General features: G+C 38.8%; 17 protein-coding genes. 4 read left to right on the top strand and 13 right to left on the bottom strand.

The window, feature by feature from the left end:
* Window positions 1–46: 46 nt before the first annotated feature.
* The 3 genes from RE628_RS00810 to RE628_RS00800 form a co-directional block, all read right to left on the bottom strand.
* Window positions 47–1375 carry a fibronectin type III domain-containing protein gene (locus tag RE628_RS00810; protein ID WP_309156962.1) on the bottom strand — a complete coding sequence of 443 codons (1329 nt, stop codon included), beginning with the start codon at window positions 1373–1375 and terminating at the stop codon, window positions 47–49.
* Window positions 1327–1746 (bottom strand): NHL repeat-containing protein, encoded by a 420-nt coding sequence (locus RE628_RS00805; protein WP_309156961.1) that lies wholly within the window; start codon window positions 1744–1746, stop codon window positions 1327–1329. The genes RE628_RS00810 and RE628_RS00805 overlap by 49 nt, the downstream gene beginning before the upstream one ends.
* A 641-nt stretch (window positions 1747–2387) precedes the next feature.
* Window positions 2388–5039 (bottom strand): S-layer homology domain-containing protein, encoded by a 2652-nt coding sequence (locus tag RE628_RS00800; protein WP_309156960.1) that lies wholly within the window; start codon window positions 5037–5039, stop codon window positions 2388–2390.
* Between the two features lie 1085 nt (window positions 5040–6124).
* On the opposite strand from RE628_RS00800, the gene RE628_RS00795 reads away from it, so the two are divergent.
* On the top strand, window positions 6125–6415 hold the full coding sequence (locus RE628_RS00795; RefSeq protein ID WP_309156959.1) for an S-layer homology domain-containing protein: 291 nt from the start codon (window positions 6125–6127) through the stop codon (window positions 6413–6415).
* Window positions 6416–6523: 108 nt separating this feature from the next.
* Here RE628_RS00795 and RE628_RS00790 read toward each other — a convergent pair whose 3' ends face one another.
* The 4 genes from RE628_RS00790 to RE628_RS00775 all read right to left on the bottom strand — a co-directional run bounded on the left by RE628_RS00790 (window position 6524) and on the right by RE628_RS00775 (window position 10259).
* The gene (locus tag RE628_RS00790; protein ID WP_309153810.1) at window positions 6524–7408 is read right to left on the bottom strand and encodes an IS3 family transposase; all 885 of its coding nucleotides are present in this window, start codon (window positions 7406–7408) and stop codon (window positions 6524–6526) included.
* Complete coding sequence (locus tag RE628_RS00785; RefSeq protein ID WP_309153811.1) at window positions 7360–7674, bottom strand: helix-turn-helix domain-containing protein; 315 nt, start codon at window positions 7672–7674, stop codon at window positions 7360–7362. Before RE628_RS00785 ends, RE628_RS00790 begins: the two co-directional genes overlap by 49 nt.
* A gap of 139 nt (window positions 7675–7813) precedes the next feature.
* Window positions 7814–8686: a MerR family transcriptional regulator gene (locus tag RE628_RS00780; protein WP_309156957.1), complete on the bottom strand. Its 873-nt coding sequence runs from the start codon at window positions 8684–8686 to the stop codon at window positions 7814–7816.
* A gap of 1084 nt (window positions 8687–9770) precedes the next feature.
* Window positions 9771–10259, bottom strand: coding sequence for a helix-turn-helix domain-containing protein (locus RE628_RS00775; RefSeq protein WP_309156956.1), 489 nt, complete (start codon window positions 10257–10259; stop codon window positions 9771–9773).
* Window positions 10260–10408: 149 nt separating this feature from the next.
* Here RE628_RS00775 and RE628_RS00770 point away from each other — a divergent pair, with 149 nt between their 5' ends.
* Both RE628_RS00770 and RE628_RS00765 read left to right on the top strand, forming a co-directional pair.
* Entirely contained in the window at window positions 10409–10576 is a 168-nt protein-coding gene (locus RE628_RS00770) for a hypothetical protein (protein ID WP_309156955.1), read from the top strand.
* 627 nt (window positions 10577–11203) lie between these two features.
* The gene (locus RE628_RS00765) at window positions 11204–11566 is read left to right on the top strand and encodes a hypothetical protein (protein WP_309156954.1); all 363 of its coding nucleotides are present in this window, start codon (window positions 11204–11206) and stop codon (window positions 11564–11566) included.
* Between the two features lie 438 nt (window positions 11567–12004).
* Here the strand turns inward: RE628_RS00765 and RE628_RS00760 are convergent, their stop codons facing one another.
* From RE628_RS00760 to RE628_RS00735, 6 genes are all read right to left on the bottom strand, one after another.
* Window positions 12005–13213 (bottom strand): DUF2326 domain-containing protein, encoded by a 1209-nt coding sequence (locus RE628_RS00760; RefSeq protein WP_309156953.1) that lies wholly within the window; start codon window positions 13211–13213, stop codon window positions 12005–12007.
* Window positions 13214–13308: 95 nt separating this feature from the next.
* On the bottom strand, window positions 13309–13644 hold the full coding sequence (locus RE628_RS00755) for a hypothetical protein (protein WP_309156952.1): 336 nt from the start codon (window positions 13642–13644) through the stop codon (window positions 13309–13311).
* Window positions 13645–13719: 75 nt separating this feature from the next.
* Entirely contained in the window at window positions 13720–13947 is a 228-nt protein-coding gene (locus tag RE628_RS00750) for an ABC-three component system middle component 6 (protein ID WP_309156951.1), read from the bottom strand.
* The gene (locus RE628_RS00745; RefSeq protein ID WP_309156950.1) at window positions 13934–14917 is read right to left on the bottom strand and encodes an ABC-three component system protein; all 984 of its coding nucleotides are present in this window, start codon (window positions 14915–14917) and stop codon (window positions 13934–13936) included. Before RE628_RS00745 ends, RE628_RS00750 begins: the two co-directional genes overlap by 14 nt.
* Window positions 14918–15482: 565 nt before the next feature.
* Window positions 15483–15977 (bottom strand): hypothetical protein, encoded by a 495-nt coding sequence (locus tag RE628_RS00740; protein ID WP_309156949.1) that lies wholly within the window; start codon window positions 15975–15977, stop codon window positions 15483–15485.
* Between the two features lie 110 nt (window positions 15978–16087).
* The gene (locus RE628_RS00735; RefSeq protein WP_309156948.1) at window positions 16088–16357 is read right to left on the bottom strand and encodes a hypothetical protein; all 270 of its coding nucleotides are present in this window, start codon (window positions 16355–16357) and stop codon (window positions 16088–16090) included.
* Window positions 16358–17378: 1021 nt separating this feature from the next.
* Between RE628_RS00735 and RE628_RS00730 the strand changes: the two genes are divergently transcribed.
* Window positions 17379–18014: a DUF8426 domain-containing protein gene (locus RE628_RS00730; RefSeq protein ID WP_309156947.1), complete on the top strand. Its 636-nt coding sequence runs from the start codon at window positions 17379–17381 to the stop codon at window positions 18012–18014.
* Window positions 18015–18288: the final 274 nt, after the last annotated feature.

The raw sequence follows: 18288 nt of genomic DNA, 5'->3' as shown, positions 1-18288 counted from the left end.
GTCGGAAGCGTTGAAGGAATCGCGCTCGCTTGATTCGATTCCGCGCTCAGCCCCCCAAGTTGCCTGCTTTCACAATGAAGTAATAAGCAGTGCCATTTGTCAGATTATGTACATTGTAGGTCGTGGAAGCCACGGTGGAAACTGAATCGTCACTAAATTGACCTGATGCCGTCGCCATATAAATATTGTAATACGTCGCTCCCGTTACCGTATCCCAACTTAACGTTACCTGACGATCGCCCCCAGCGGCCGAAAGATTTTGTGGATTGGCAGGAGCATCCGGCAAGTTCACTGTTTGCGTTACGGTCAACGTAACAGGTATCATGTTGTCTGCCGATACCGTGATTATTGCTGTGTACGTGCCTGCGGGCAAGCCATCATTCGCCGTGACCTTAAAGCTTGTTGCAGGCGCCCCGCTGTTTAATGTTGCGCTGGGTTGCGTGATCGCAAAATCGTCGGCATTCTTACCGCTTGCCTCTACCGTTAGATTAGTTAAATTACCAGTTCCGGTATTTGTTACATCGATGATTTTGGTCTCTTGTGTACCTGATCGATAACCTTGAGTAAGTGTTGCCAACGTTGGATTCGTTATTGCAGCTATCGTAAAGGTAAGTGCTGCCGTGACGGTTATCGTGGCTGTACCTGTTTTGCTGCTATCCGCCGTTGACGTGGCCGTGATCGTGTAATCCCGCATCGCTGCATCCGGCGCTACGGTAACCTTCCCCGTACTATCCACCGCAACTTTGTTAGTTGCGTCGCTGCTGGACCATGTGACCGTTGTTGCTGCACCTTCGCTCGCATTCACGGTTGCCGTAAGCTGCTGGCTGCCTCCTTGCACGACGCTCGGGCTGCTTGGGCTAACGCTCACGCTATTAACTACTGCAGATAGCTTTTTGATTTTCCTACCGCTGGATTCCGCCACATACACATTGCCGCTACTGTCAACGGCTACCCCCCGCGGATTTGAAAAGCTTTCCGATCCGGTGATGTCCGTCCAACTGCCTTTAGACAATTTCTTTATTTTGTTATGGCCGGAATCCGCCACATACACATTGCCGGCACTGTCTACTGCTACTCCAACAGGATTTGAAAATCTCTCTGATCCGGTGATGTCCGTCCAACTGCCGTTCGACAGTTTTTTGATTGTGTGACTGTTGTAATTCGTCACATACACATTACCGTCATTGTCTGCTGCTATGCCAAAAGGAGAAGAAAGGACTTCCGATCCAGTGATGTCCGTCCAACTGCCGTTCGACAGTTTTTTTACTCTGTTGATCGAGACGGAATCCGTATCCGTCACATACACATTGCCTTTGCTATCTGCCGCTACACCAATAGGATTTGAAAAGCCTCCGAACCCGTAATGTCCGTCCAACTGCCGTCCGACAGTTTATACACTTTTTTTCCTGAGTTATCCGTCACATATACATCGACGCTACTGTTTACATCGCCGCTACTGCCTACTGCTACGCCAACGGTTGCATTGAATCCGGATCCAGATCCGGTAATGTCCATCCAACCGGCCATTGACAGTTTTTTTACTTGAGCAATGCCATAATCCGTCACATACACATTGCCATCACTGTCTATTGCTACACTGAAAGGATAACCAAAGCTTTCAGATCCGGTAATGTCCGTCCACGTTCCAGCTGCCGCAAATGCTAAATTCCCACCCGCAGCTAGCTGGAGTATAGGGAGGGCAACCAACAAAAAGCTCATCACCGCCACAAATACTCGTTTCTTCATTTGTTTCTCTTTCATTTTATACTCAACCTCTCTTTTCCCCAAAATCCACTAATGGAGGAGTAGTTATTGAAGCGATACAGCTTCTTGTCGAGACCTCGTTAGACTCTAGAACCTATATTTACTGGCTGTATCTTTTGAATAATCAATTCATTATAAAAGTAATCCATTTTAAATAAAAGTTACTCCTGTCATCATATTGTCATGTGACAAACTACAATAATTTCACAATTATCATGTATCGTTCAATATATAATTAAAAAAGAGTAGAGGGGTCATAGATCTGTTTTGCATTGTAAGCGGGGATCAATCTGTACTAAACTTGACTAGAAAAACTGCACCTAATTGTATCTAGCAATTGGGGCTCAGGCACAAAAATGAAAAGGAGCCTGCCACTTCAGTGGCAAAGCTCCTTTTCATTTTTGTGGATTTAACATATGGAGGCGAACCGTGGCTGTGCAAAACCATAATTCTCCGGAGCTTGATGATGAGGATGTTCGCCAATCTCTAGACCGTAATCCATGTTTCCAACCTCGATCTGAAATCGTGAAACCGACTGTCCATCGAAATTGTTGTCGAGAATCGGTAATCGGTTAAGGCGGACCAAAGCTTCTCGATAAATGTCGTGAACTGAAAGGTTCGCTTTACATGCTCTTTTGCGCCAGCATTCTCAGCAGTACGGTTACCGCTTCTGCTCTTGTCGTTTTATCGTTCGGAGCAAATTGGTTCGTGCCTTTACCTTCGATAATACCCAGCTTTTTCATGGCCGTCACTGCGCCTTTCGCCCAGTCCGGAATGTACTTGTCATCCGCGAAGCCCGTTGCTGTCTTCTCTTCTATCGACTGAGCCAAAGCTTTGGCGATCATCGCTGCCATTTCCGTGCGTGTAATTTCGGCATTCGGACGGAACGTGCTGTCCTCATAGCCTGTAATGATGCCTGCATACACCGCCTGCATAACCGATTTCTGTGCCCAGGCGCCGATCTTCGACTTATCGGTGAACGTCAGGGCCACTTCATCCCCTTGCGGGTTGAGGGTATTCATCAGCATGACCGCAAATTCCGCTCGCGTTACGGTACGATCTGGCTTGAACGTGTCGTCCTGATAGCCACTGACGATACCGGCGTTAACCGCTTGCTTGATGTTATTCTCCACCCAGTGTCCGGAGATATCACTGAAGCTTGTCGGCTGCTTCGTGTTTGATGTGGAATCTGAATCTTTCTCTACACCGAGTACCGCGAACTTCGTGAAGTGATTAACTTTGACGGTGATGGTATTGCCGTTTACCTCGCCGCCGACTTTCACCCAAACCTGTTTCGATTCGTCATAGTAGAATACGCAAGGCTCTTGATCGCCCTTCAAGCTATTCGGATCGAAGGTAAAGGCCATCGTAATCTCTTTGCTGAAATTCTCCGAGAAGTTCTTCAGAATTTCGAATATCGGGCTAGCCAAAATATCGTTTTTCGTAATCAGATTTAACGAGTCCGTCAATTTCTCAATCGTTAATATCAGCTCTTTGTCTGTAGCATTAGCAGGAATCGAGATCTTGACTGCATCGTTCAAGCTAACCTGACCCGTTTTACCGACGGGAAGCTTTAGTGTACCGTCTGTCGAGGTAACTGTATCGCTTGAGGGCGTCGATGATGAACCGCCGCCGCTACTGGATGAACCTTGTTCGCGTGTCACTAGTATTGAATATGTCTTCAGTGTTCCGTCCTGCGACGTCACTACGATGGTGATGGTGTTGCTGCCTACTTCTAAATTGATGGCTTTGCTTGCTTCGCCATTAGAAACCTGTGCTCCGTTCACTTTCATCGTGGCATTGCTGTCATAAGCGCTAGGTGTTACGGCTATGCTGGATACATGATTAGCAACATTAGCACTGTAAGAGGTTATACTGGTCGAAAATACAGGAAATAGATTGCCGCTAGACAGAGCAATTCCGCTCAAGTCTGCAGTATTATTCAGCACGTTCAATACCTGTGCCGGCGACACGATACTCTCGATATTATCAGTGCCTCGATAGGCTGCCTGAATCTTGTGCGATCCAACAGAAAGCTGCGGTATATTCAAACGAACACTACCATTCCCCTCAAGCACGGACGAAGTGACCGTCTGATCATCGATGATGATATCAACAGTACCCGTAGGGATGATATTGCCGAGCGTACCGACTTGTACATCGACCGAAACTGAGTCCCCCACCACAGTAGATTGTAAGACCTTCATATTGATTTGAGACCCTATTTTATTCACAATTTGTAGCGTGCTCTTCGTGGCAGACTTATAGTTACTATCACCGCTGTAGCTCGCAGTAATAGTATGAACGCCTGCCGTAAGACTTGCCGTCTCATAGACAGCCGAGGTTACGCTGCTATGCCCTAACGTTACGGTGCCTAACTCTACGTTCCCATCGTAAAAAACGACATCCCCGCTAGGAACAAGGCCACTTACAGAAGGGACTTCTGCTGTAAATGACACCCTCTCCCCATAAACCGACGATGTAATGCTGCTCGTCAATGAAAGCGGAAGCGTTATTTTGGAGACATTTACCGTAAATATCGATGACACATTATTATTATGGTTGCCATCGCTTGAATTAAATTCTGCCTTAAACTCATGAACGCCAACCGATAGTGGAGGAGTCGTTATTGAAGCGATACCGCTGGCTACTTTCAGCGAGTTTAAGTTTACTGTTATCCTCTTTTCCGATTGCCCAACAAAGGAAACCGTATGGTTCGTGTTGTCCAGCTCGATTTTATACAAGTATCGAACGCCTAACTCGAAGATATCTTGGTTGACGATAACGCTTTCCTTATCGTATTGCACAATATTGAAATTATCCATATTATTTGAATCGCTGTATCCCCAGAACGTATACTCTCCCCATTTCAAAACTGGACAGGTTGGAGACCCAACCGGATTAGAATCTCTGCCATCAATCATGCACGCTTGTTTGTATCCACTTGGAATAATGCCTGGTGGCGAAGCTAATACAATAATCTCAGGTGTTTGCTCAATCAACGGCTGAGACGTTTGAATCGTAGTACCATTATCGACAAACGTAACAGAACCCACAGGGGAATTGCTGCTATCCGAAGTATCTGTAACCGTTGAACTCAATGTCACGCTTTGTCCATAAGCAATCGTGACCGCATTCCCTGTCAGAGATACACTTACAGGATTTGCCGCATAAGTCTCACCCGAAAAAAAACTGAACCCATACGCAATAATAACAAGTAATAGAAAACTCTTCGTGTATAGCCGCTTTCTCGTTAGTAATAATAATTTTCCCACTATTAATTCCTCCAAATTTCACATAATCAAACTCTAATTTTTTTAGCGTTTCCAGACTGATATGTTCACCGTCAATTTCGACTAATTGGGTTAAATCTATGTTTCATCTAATGTATAGCCCTTGCCATCTAAGTAGATGGGATGAATTAAAATTGACCATTAGAATCGACTAAGCCAAGATTTTGAATTGTTTGGAGCATCGAGGATGCCTGTGTAGTGCGTATTCGTTTTCCAAAAATTTCATCAATTTATTATTAAAGAAGCACTTTCCTCAATCGCGCCTCTACTTTCATTAGACTCTGCAAACGAAGAAATCCCTGAACTCATCAGAAATATCATCACCCTAATAATCAAGCTATCATTTTCTTCAGTTTCAGTACTTTGATCAAGCTAATAATTTCCTTCTCGTTAGGCTCTAAGCCCTGTATTTTATGGCTGTATCTTTGAATAATCAATTAATTATAGAAATAATCCACTTTAAATAATAGTTACTCCTGTCACCATATTGTCATGTGACAAACTGAAATAACTTTACAATTATCTTGTATCGTCCAATAAATAATTAAAAAACAATAATGGTACTTTAACCCTCACAAAATTTATGTTGTCTACATTTTGTCCACAATTAGTCCACAAATCAGTAAAGACCCGCATTATCAGCGGGTCTTTCAAACGGAGGCGAGGGGAGTCGAACTCTGGTCCTGCATGTTTCTCCGGATTTCGTTTGATCCTATCTCATCCCACAAAGCGTTGTTCTGTAAGGCTTTGTGGGACCTCTTATGTTATTTTATATTCCTTCATTCCATTTTGATTTAAGATGCATTATGGCTCTTGTCTATATTCTGTCTACAGAAAACGGACAGGAGTTTCGCTATATAATCATCCATATGTTAGCTCGTGTTATACTATATTATTTGGAGTACATACCTTAGTAATAACTCAGATACCTCTATTATAACAAATCTGCACTATGTAACACGCGCAGAATTCGCTACGATGATCGTTCGTGCGCTAGGTCTTGACACGACAGGATCGGATGGTTCCTTCTCCGACACGGATGGTCAGCGGATGCTAACATTAGAGTATTGCATCGTGCAGGTATCCTGAACGGTACAGGTGATGACAACTTCAAGCCGGATCAAAAGATTACTCGCGCCGAAATGGCTGCCATCTTAGCTCGTCTTCTGAATATGAGCGCAGCTAACGGAACGAAGTTCTCCGATATCAACGGTAACTGGGCTGCTGAATATATCAATCAGCTTAGCCAAGCAGGTATCGTGAACGGTTCTGGTGCGAATTTGCCGTCGCCGATTCAGTCGGCAGCAATCATCATACGGATGCTGAACATCGTGCTTGACCTGGGGCTTAACCTGTAAGCTATAACGGTCAAGTATGATAGTCAATAGCATGTGAAATTAGAAGACCCTCCTTTTGCTCCAAGTGAGCATGGTCAAGCCCCTATTTTGTAGACATTGAAAAAGCCCTTAGGCCACGAGCTGGCGTCGGTACTGTACTGGCGTCAGCTTGTTTAGTTTTCTTTGTGGTCGATTATGGTTATAAAACTGGATATATGTCTCAATTCTCCTTTGTACCTCATCCAAAGTTCGGATATCATAGGGATAGAGTCCTTCCGTCTTTAGATGTGAGAAGAAGCTCTCCATCGAGGCATTGTCATAACAATTGCCTCTGCGAGACATGCTGATTTGGGCGCCAACCTGTGGCAGCATGTCGTGGTAAGCATAGGACGTGTACTGGAACCCTTGGTCGCTGTGAACGATCAATCCAGACACGTCCTTAGTCTTTTCAAAGGCATTTCTGAATGTCTGTAAGACCAGCTCGTTATCATTTCGCAAACTCATATGGTAGGCTACAATTTCGTTATTAAACAAGTCTTTGATTGCCGAAAGGTAAACCCAGGTGTCCAAAACTCGGAATTGGGTCACATCTGTTACCCATTTTTGATTGGGCTCATCCGCCTTGAAATTACGACTCAAGAGGTTATCTGCAAAGCGTCCACCAACAGAGGAGGAATAGTTATAACGCCGCTTACGACGTATTTTAGCTTGTAATTCCAAGGCTTGCATAAGACGCAATACTTTCTTGTGATTCCACCACACCTGATGGTCTTGGAGCAGAAATAATTGGATCTGCCGGTATCCGTACTTGCCTTCATATCGATCATATACGGCTTGGATCAAGGCTTTGCAAGACTCATCCCGATCTGTTTCTCCTCGCTTCAGATAGGCATAATATCCACTTCTTGAGACTTTCAATAACTTACATAGTGCATAAACATTTGATCCATCGGCTAATTCTTTGATTATAGAAAACTTCTCTTTCGTACCTCCCGCATCCAGATTTTCAAACACTTTTTTAGCATAAGATTCTCCCGTTCTAATTGTTGAACATACCGATTCTGATCCACATATTCTTTGCGTCTTCCTCGTTGATCCAGCAGACCAAACTCCCCTTGCTCACGGTATTTCCTCATCCACCTTTTCACTCTGTCTTTATCTTGAATTTCAAGATGCTCGGTTATCTGTCGATAGGTCCATTTCTCCTCAACATGTAATCGAATCGCTTCTATTTTGGTTTCTTCAGAATATGATTTAAACTTTTTCCCTTTGTTTGACACAAAAATACACCCCCAGAATTCATCGGTTTACCCAGGGGGTTTTTCCAATGTCTATTCTAAAGGGTGCACGTCAGCAAGGGGAGGGTCTTTGTTATCAGTTTTAGAACCAGAAGACGTTATACTAGGTTCTTTATATCACTTAGAGGTGATGATTATCTAGATACTCTTTCAAAGCCAAGCCAATAAATCGAGCTGCTCCTTGACCATATTTCTTGTCTGTAGCTTCTGTAAATACTGGATTGGACAAATAAGTTTCAACCATAAAAGGCCAATAGCTATCCCCCACATCAATCCCCCTATTCACATCATCGGTAAAGGATACCATTTCACTTACGATCCCTTGAATATCGGAGGAAGCAATATCTTTGCTTAAATCAGCAGTAAGTCTTTTAGTAATGGACTCTCCCTTTTCAATAAGATCATCAACTTCAGATTTGGGAGGGAGTAATTTTCCCGATAAGAATTTTTCGAAATTCTTTTCCATCGCCTTTGTATAGTTTTCGACACTACCATATTCCTTAATGGCCATTTTAGTAATCTCAGCCTCATTATCATTCATTTTAAGGAAAATACTATCAAAATCCTCTATACTCCCAAGCTGCTTAATTATTTCATCCGTGTGTGTTCTCTTGAAATTGGCCATGACGCGGAAATAATCACTCATATCAAAATCTTTGAAATCCATACATTTCTCTCCTTTTATTAACTTATCTAGAAGGCCCAACAGAGCATTTAATCTATCACACTTCATCTGAATTAGCCCTCTCTGCTTTTCAAATACACTTTTCTTATCAAACTGTGGATTGTCCATAAATGCTTTAATCTCACTCAGGGTAAAATCCAGCTCTTTAAAAAATAAGATTTGTTGCAACTTTTCCAGCAAGTCATCATCATATAACCTGTACCCAGCGTCATTAACTCTTGTTGGCCTCAACAGGCCAATTTCATCATAAAATTGAAGAGCTCGTACACTGACGCCTGTCAACAAAGAAACTTGTTTTACTGTTCTCATTCCAATTCTCCTTTCCTCGTACCTTATATCTAAGTATTAAACTACACTATCACGATACGTGAGGGTCAATACATTTCCTCAACATTCTTATTCACTTTAATAGTACAACCAAGGCTAACCTAAATAGCCAGTCGCCGATAGGATATCAACGACTGGCTGCTTAAAATTATTACACATTATCCAACAAAGCTTTGATCTTAGGATCTAACCTTAATAAACGCAGGATCAGCGTTATTACCTCTGGTGTTGCGTCCTTATTCGGAGCAATTGGTTATCGCCGATGCCCTGAATGATCTTAGTGCGATAACAGTCGGACCTGTACTTGCTACATCCGCTACGGTATCAGTGAGAAATTACCTAGCATGGACATTTGGAGCATGGATCATTACAATGACTGCTAATCTTTTATTATATTTTTTCATCATTGCTCCTCTTCCTCGATTTTTCAACAACTCTTGAAAATTGAAATGTCCTGAAGCTCAGTACTCACTCCATCTTTTGTCTTCTTGACATTTTGCATAACACTGTGACATTTCCCTTGTTATATCACATAGTTGTTTAAAATACCTATACGTTACTCGTTTTTGATACAGTCACCTATAAAGTCGGTTTTCCACTCGAATAATATCGCTCAATTCGCCTCTCATACCTTTTAATTTGCTTGTAAAAGCTTTCGGAAATGAACATAAACAGGTACACCGCCAATCCCATGGGATTCTTTAAGATGATTGATTATTATGATTTTTCCTCTTGTGGCGAGGACTTCGAGACTGTATCCGAGTTTATCCATTATTATAACGAACGGAGCGGAGTATCATTCAACCATCACGATTTAGCCCCAGCTGATTTCTATAAGTAGAATCTGATCCAAATAGTGTCTTCTTTGTTTCGAGGGTAGGCACTCTTTTTCTATTCTATTTTGAAGTACTTAGTTTCAAACTTCTAAATAACTCAAGTTGTTTTGTTAAGAATTGGTTTTCGTCAGAAGTCAGATCAGATAATATTTCACTTTTAGTATCGCTATATAATTCACGATATCTTTTCTGATCTTCTTCCTCACTAAAGAGACTACTTGGATCAATTTTTAGTACCCATCCTGAAATTGAGTAGCCTCCACAAATCCCCCTCCTTTCAGATTATCAGAAAGAGAATTTATCATTTCAATTTTATCTTTAAAGCTCATTGTCGTCATTACATATTCTATTATATTCCCATAATTTTCATTTAATTGGTCCTCAATATTATACATTTGCCCCGTTATCGCAATAAATAACTCTTTATTACTAAGAAGCATTATCTTAAAAGAGTCAAATAACTTATCAATTATTTCTTTAAGAATAGGTGCCTTTTCTGCATAAGAGACCAGGATAAGTTCTTCTTCATCGCCTCCTAATACTTCCGCTAATGCCTTGTTAATTTCGTCTCCAGCTGGAGGTAGCTTACCATTCTGTAGTTTACTAATGTAAGCCTTATTTGTGGATAGCCCTTTTTCACGCAATTTCACTTCAATCTGACTTAATGATAATTCTGAATTCTCAATGTACTTTTTAAGTAGTTCACTATAAGACAACATGGTTACCACCTCATTAATAATGATAAAGTCGTTGTCATAACAAGTCAACTGATGTTTTTATTTGACAACCACTTACCTTCATGATAGATTTGTCTCATTAAAACAACATTGTTTTATTTAGACAACAAACTAAGTGGGAGGTGAACTAAATGGCGATTCGAACTGATCTTATGAAAATAATACTTCTTCTTGCTGTGTTATTTTTATTAGTGAAATATCCTGAACAATTGGGCAAATTTTGCTCTGTTGCTTTAACTGGTTTTACTGAGCTTTTAATCAGTAAATTTCTTGGCAATTTGAAAGCTTTGTATCCCTAACCTTCTCAACATCTGTTTCAAATGAATCACACGTTGAGTTAATGAATTAAGATGCAGAGAACTTTATACATTGTTGATGAGATATATGAGTTATTACCATATTGTTAGTTTGTTTAGTCTTTCACATAGAGGAGAACTAACTATGCAGATATTCACTTGACTTTCTTTGAGAATTTTCCGCTCTCCATTATCACGTGCCGAAGGTTGGATCATGAACTCCGAATTGTATAACGACTATCTTGGCTGATCTTAAGAGCTTCTGCTGAGACGCGACTGGTTTCTCGACAACTTCTAGCAAATATACTGCTGGTTCCCTTCTGTTCGAAGGGCCGATTGCTGTGCTTGGCTACGGTAACCATCTTCTAGGATTTATTAGCGGTCATCGGCCTTGACTGAGTTTTCTTTCACAATGTATTCACTAACGATGATGTATCCATGTTCCTGACAATACTGCTGGATAGCTTTAACTTAAAATTGAATTGATAATTTCCTTCTCGTCTTGTGAAAATTGAAAATAAAAAAACAGGTACACCGTCAGGGCATACCTGTGTGAAGCAATAAAGGAATAATGGGTTGCATGTTGAATTTCTTAATCAGTTAAGTTAATAGCTAATTGGGGGAATTATAGTGACAGATTTGGTGAATGAATATGCAGAAGTAGTGGAGAACGTAAAGCAGTTCAATGATGATTTGGAAGCGGGTAAGGATGTGACCGAGCAGCTTAGCCAATTCAAGCATTGGTATTACATCTCAGAACTTGATATGTTCGGCCCAAGTAAGTTCATTGGTTACAAGGGTATGACGAGTGAAGATTACCATAAGGGCGATGGAAAGGATGGAAGAGATACCGAGAAGATGTTGGTACTGTGGTTTGTCCAATTAAGTGAGGAAGATACTCGGTATACTCCGCTCTTGATAAAGCTAAACGAAGTGTTGCATGTGCACAAGAAGAGCTTGCGTAAAAACGCTAAGATTCATGTGCTCAAGTAATGATCTAGAATTATTGATCCTTTTCATATGTAGCCAAGTGCATTGTCTAAATCTTATGCTGTAGTATATCCGGTAATACGTCCATCTTTCCATAGGCACTCGTTTGTCCAAACAACATGTGCCAACTCATAATGAGTGGTAGAAGCTGTTCGCTGAATGATTTTGAATAAAACGGTAGAGGGTGACAGCCTATGTTCCCGCATACAGTTCATGACAACCTATCAAGAAAACATGTGCAGTTATAACAGTCGTAGACGAGTTGTCTACAAATCGTTTACAATTTACAATAAAAACAAAAAACCGATCACATGTGGTCGGTTTTTTTAAGATGGCTCCGTTTGGTTGTCTAACCGTACCTACCGGATACTTTCGTTTACAAAAAACTCTAATGACTCTAACTTCGATGATGATTTACAGCCAGACATTCAGCCAGATAGATCATTTGCTTCTTTCTATTTTAAACAACTTGTCTTGATCAGAGAGACGAAGAACAATATGTTCATTGTTATTTATTTCACTCGGCAATTTATCCTTCAAAATTGAGAACACTAGCTGGATCTTTTTATCATTTGCATACTTACTTACCTTCTTTAGTTGATTTCCATGCATTAACTCTTTCTTATCATTAAGAATAAAATTCAAAAAAGGTAAGTCTTGTTTTCTGGCGAATAAGATGTAAGCAATGTCAAAACAAATTATTTCCCCTTGTTTCTTCCCCGAGCTTGTATTCGCATTAAAACTCTCAAAATGATAATAGTTTTGCTTGGTCTTCTTATCTTCTTTGATCGTAAACGATAGACCATATTGTTCACCGTATAATTCATTGGAAACATCAGCAAAAATCCCATTAAATCCTTTCAATTTACTCTTTAATCTTTCTTGAAACTCTTCAGAGAACCTATCTCCATCCAAGACTTCAATTTCTTCACTTAAACTTTTTATATTTTTTTCTACAGAATTCAGTTGTTCAATTCCACTTTCTAATTCCCCAATTCGCTGATAAGATTTTGTTAGATCACTTATAATATTCTCCAGGTCTTGAAAAGTATCACTAGCTGAAATTTTTATAGACAACCGTTTCTCTTTATCCAAAAAGTCTCCAAGAGTTCTCTTATGTTCTTCTATCGAAGAACGTATTTTAGGAATATCCTGAGTTATAAATCTTATCTTTTCTAATATCATTTTGTTATGATATTCAACAAGTTGTTCAAAAGTGGTTTGTATGTTACTAATATTCTTCTTCGCTGTTTTATATATTTCTCGTAATTCCGGTAGATTTATTTCAGACATATCTGATTTTAATTCAGTTTCTGTTTCAATTAAAAGTTGTTCTCGTAGACTCAACTCGCTTATTCTTGAACTAACAATACTCACTCTATACTTGAGATCATTTAGTTCTTCTAATTCTTGCTTGTAATTTTCATTTATATTCAAATTATTTTTTCTTTTTTCTAAGATAATGATATTATTTTTTACAATATCTAATTGTAATTCTAGTTCATTTTTGGAATGCTGCTTTTCTAATCGTTTTTTATACTCTTGCTCACCTTTTAGTTTTGTATTTAAGTGAGACCTATCTGAAACAGGTAGACCAAACATAAACAAATGCAAAGTTTCATACTCAATATTTGTTGTAAATGTATTCAAGACTCTTAAAGTATTATTTATTTTATTGTTCTGATACCTAATATAATGCGCTATTAACTGACGGAGAGAAGGTTTCAGAACTTCTCTGTCCCCGATTAATAACTGATCGAGCCTTCTTTCGAAATCCCTCCCCTATCTTTGGGCAGATTTTCACCGTTAATAGACATGATTTTTTTGTTTCTCTGCAGAAAATTACGTTTTATCACAATCTCATTTGACGATTCATCCGAAAGATCTTCTTTTAAAATCAAGGTAATTAAAACCTCTTTGTCGACCAAGTAATTTTTCACATACTCTATTTCTTTTTTTGTTTCTGGGTCAATATAGATTTGTTCTGCATCTCCACCTAAACAATAGTCTATCAATGCAAGCACAGTTGTTTTTCCAACATTATTACCAGGTCTCAACATTGCTTTTCCCAATTGTCTCATCTACTATTAGATTTGTGCCGATGTGAAACTCTATCTTTCGGATTATCTCAGAATAGGAGGATATTATTAGTTCTTTTAAGTACATATATAAATTTGTCCTTCCTCATCTACTTTTACTGCTTCAATGAGATATAACCAATCTAAACAATATGAAAATACTTTTAGTGAGATATCATATTGTTCTTTTAAAGACTGAAATATCATCACTATTTGACTTTCTTCACTACTTTGAATTTCTTTTAAAACTAAAGATGCATAATAGAAAATAGTTGATTCAGGTTTTATATCGTTAGGAAGCAACATGATTATACCCCTTAGGATTTTTGAAAATTTTACATCTAATAAAAGCGTCCACTGTAATGATCTTTACACACATTTCAACCACATCTTCCTCGATGTCATTCAAGTTATTACTGTTGAATATGTATTCTTCAACGTTACTTACAACATTAAAAAATTTTTCAACGTTGCTAATATTATTATTACAAAGTTCTTTCTCATAAAAGGATGTTAATTTTCTTAATACTGACACTCTTTTATTCTTTCCTTCATGCTCAAACTCTTTGTATAACCTATCCAATTTGGAGTAGTAGGGCATGTATTCATTTATAGTTGTTTCTTTTATGACACCCAATTCATTATAAACTATTTTTTCATCAATGTTATACAGGTTAAGATTAGTAGAGGTTCCACCCTCGTCTAAGTCTTCTTCTGCTAGTAAGTTCACAATTGTTGCTAAATTGGTAGTGATTTTACTTGGATTTGGTGCTCCTCCAAATTCCATAATAAATAAATCATGTACTAGAATATACGATCCTATAGCTAACTGGGAAATTGTGGTTAATAAGCTTATTTTATCTATAATATCCTCTTGAGGTGAAAAAGAAATATTATGCGGATTGGAATACTTGTTACTTCGTAAATTCTTTGCCTCATCCGCAATGAAAAGAAACTTAATTTTATAATTCTCAGCAGCATATTCGGAAGTTTTTTCTTTATTCAATGTATTTTCTATTTTTTGTTTAGTGGCGGTTGAAGAAACTTGAATAACTAGTTTATTCTCAGTATCGATTAAGTCGATAGCTTCCATATTTGCACTTGATACATTCCCAGATTCCAGTTTGTACCCATAGATACAATTTAACAAATCCCTATAAAATGTTTCGGCATGAATGTTTAAGTCCAAAACATTTAATTTACCATTAGTTTTAATTCTATTGGATAGTATCTCCAGTCTCTCTGAAATTTCATTGTAATACCTCTGTCTCTTCATCGACAACATTTCACCTCTCAATGTCTTTAAGCATTGGCGCCGATTCAATCATTATTTTAATTATTATAATGCTCTAATAGTCTATCTGGTAGGAAAATTTTACCTGTAGTTTAATATATCCTTCCATTCCATGAGCGCCTTATCCGTTGGTAAGGAACTCGAAATTCCTATTTCCCTCTTGTGTGACCCTATGGACACGAGGCAGAATTCACTTTATGTTACAGCATTGTTTATTGCTCACCCCGTCTGACAGGTACCTTCATCGATACGCTCCTAAACACAGACATTGCCATACGCAGATATCCTAGGCTCCTCCTTCAGTATGACTTTCACCAACTAGATAATACGTGCCTCCGGGAACGCAACATAAAAAAGTTTCAGGCTGGAATTAGCCTGAAACTTAAGTTGTGTCCAATTAAATCGTAGCACATAATATTCTTCCTTACCTTTAGAATCCTTTCTTTCAGACGGTACCCAGTTCGAATGCAGACTTCACTGGTGATACAGGAAAATTTATCCAAGAGTTTTACTTAATACTTTTCTTTTCTTTCCTTACCCTACTTAGTTACAGCATTACAAATTCGGGACAAATCTCAAATAGTTTATCAATCATTTCCTGTATGTAATCATGGTTATTAAATGGGGAACTCATTCCGAAAATGACACCGCTAGTAAGTAACACCTTCTTACCTGCCCATTCGTAAATACCATATTTTTCGCATAAGTATAGTTCTTCTAATTCTTTCTCCTTCATCTTCTTAAATAACTCTGATGGTTTGCTTCCATCCATGATAATTAATCCATTTGTATCCAATGAATTTTTTATTACTTCAATAATTCCATCGAAGTAATGACCAAAACCAAGAGAATCAGAATTATAAGCCCTTTCCATATTAGATGGACTAATACTAAATTTTTTCGAGTGAAACGGAATAAATTCTGCAAAGAGAATTGGATTTCTATCAGTTAACTCCGAAAAAATGGTATATTGATTCCTATTATTATAAAACCTTTTGATATCATTGATACCTTGTACTTTCTTTGTTTTCAAAGCATTCAATAGTTTGATTTTGTTCGTATAATATCTTGATCCCCTTTGTTCCATTACATACCTAAACGTGCGTGATGTGGTATAAAATTCAGAGTAACTATCCCATTCAATACCAGCTTCTAGCTTCTCTTCAGCTGCATCTCCTTTGTCAAACTTTGGATTGAGTCCGACAATGGCGATTTTACAATTTTTCCCGTACTCGCAAACGGAACTGGCGGTACCAAAACTTCGCCATCATGGCCCCTGAATTCATTGTCTCCTCGTAAGTTAAATTTATTATTATATTGCTTAACTTTATTTAAAATACGATCTTTGTAATTCCCAATATCCCCTTCTAAAGGTTTACATCCTAGTATTAAAGAACATAAATCGATAAATTGGGTTTTCAATCAAATCCCCCCTAGAATTCATAACAATCACAAATCACCCTCTACAGAGTAGACTATATTTTCCTTTTAATCAATAATTACCACATTGAATATAACTAGCTTTTCTTAGCTCCAAACAATAAAAATTGCAAAATTAAGGACATAGGATCTGATTTTAAAAAATGTTACAAAAGAACCTAAATAACCGCAAAAGAGTTTTTCGATATAAAAGAATGTAGCAACCTCAATTAGCAGACCACATTACACTCATCAAGGGTCTATTCAGTAATTTAAGCTAGTCCAGTCTAGTAGACATGAGCCTCACAGATCCGTTCCGTACGAACCCAATTAAGGCATACGGCTCTTCATTTCATCATTCCAGGTTTGTACTCATGATCCATTCCTTCACGTTTCGATGGAGTTCTGTTTTCAACCATTTTTTGAATGCTTTCACTTTCGATCTATATTCCTTGTATAGAAAACAATTCACGTATTCATCGGCGTATTTGATTATATTTGCGTCGCCGTGGCACAAGATATCGGCCTGCTGCGGTAGAGTGAACCAATAACCCATGTTCCCGTATAGAGTTTATGACAACTTATCAAAAAAGTCGTGTGCAGTTATAAAAGTCGTAGACGAGTTGTCTACAATATTTTCAGAAAAAAGAAGTCAAATGACCCTACTTCTACAATTCGTCTACAATTTTCAATCAAAACAAAAACCCAACCTTATAAGGTCGGGTTTTTCAAGATGGAGGCGAGGGGTGTAGTCACGGTTATGATATCACCCGAGTATCGCCCATCAAACACTATAATCTCTTCGATTTCATAAGCTCCTTTCTACCAGTCTTGTCTTGCTAATTCATCTAATGTAATTGTTTCCGATGATAGCTTTATGAACGAGACATAATAATTCTTTAATGAATGTGATCCACATCTGTGATCATAATAAACACATTTGACAAGCGATTTAAAGTCATGATATATTTTAAATGTGAATCAGAACTGTGCACATAAAAAACACATTAGGAGCGTGTTATCTATGACTAAATTATGGCTACTTCGCCCAATGCCTCACGGTACAAATCAAATGCAATACTTTTTGGACAACAACAGAATAGCTGTTGGATACCCAGTAGGCGGTTCATTAGAAAATCTCTCTAATGATGAACTTCGTGAACGACTCAGAAATGCACCAAAAAACCAAAACTGGGAGTCAGGTATTGGCAATGTCGAGAGATTAGTTCGATTTATGAATTCTGGGGACCTCGTTGTTGTTCCTGATGAAAACGCTCGCGATGTTTACCTTGCGGAAATTAACAGTAACTATATTTATGAGTCACATTTAGACGTAGATCAAGATGGTATTGGGTTCCCTCATCAGCGCGGGGTAAAGTGGTTCTTTGATAAACAACCTGTCTTACGAAATGAATTACCAGAAGCTTTGTTAAAGTCTCTTCGATTCCCAGGAGCAACTGCTGATCTCACTAAGCATCTACCCTTAATTGCTGAAATTATAGGTGATACAGATTTAATTGACTCTGAGCAATTGCCTGGTCCTAATGTTGAACACCTAATTGATAAAGCCATTCAAGTATTAGAAGAGGCACTAACTAGCCAGAACGTAACTGTCTCCCTACGAGCTGCTGAAATTATATTACAGCACTCGAAATTATAATATCTACATTAGCAGGCATGCCCAAGTGGTATGCCTGTTTTTTATGCCAAAAAAAATATATACATTGGAGTTGGAATTCCTCGCAAACATTGGTCTTAGCAATTTACCTTTTGCGATAGAGAACATAAAACAACTTCATTTCGCACTAGACACCCTCAAAACCAAAACCTCTTTCTATCCTGACAGCCGTGTCAACGTGTGTTTAGAACCGATACCAAAAATGTTGTAGACAAATTGTCTACAACATAGCCGATAAAACAATAGTATATTTTCT

Origin of the sequence: Paenibacillus sp. D2_2 (assembly GCF_031199965.1) — a bacterium.
Taxonomy (GTDB): domain Bacteria; phylum Bacillota; class Bacilli; order Paenibacillales; family Paenibacillaceae; genus Fontibacillus.
This window is presented reverse-complemented; position numbering and strand designations above follow the sequence as displayed.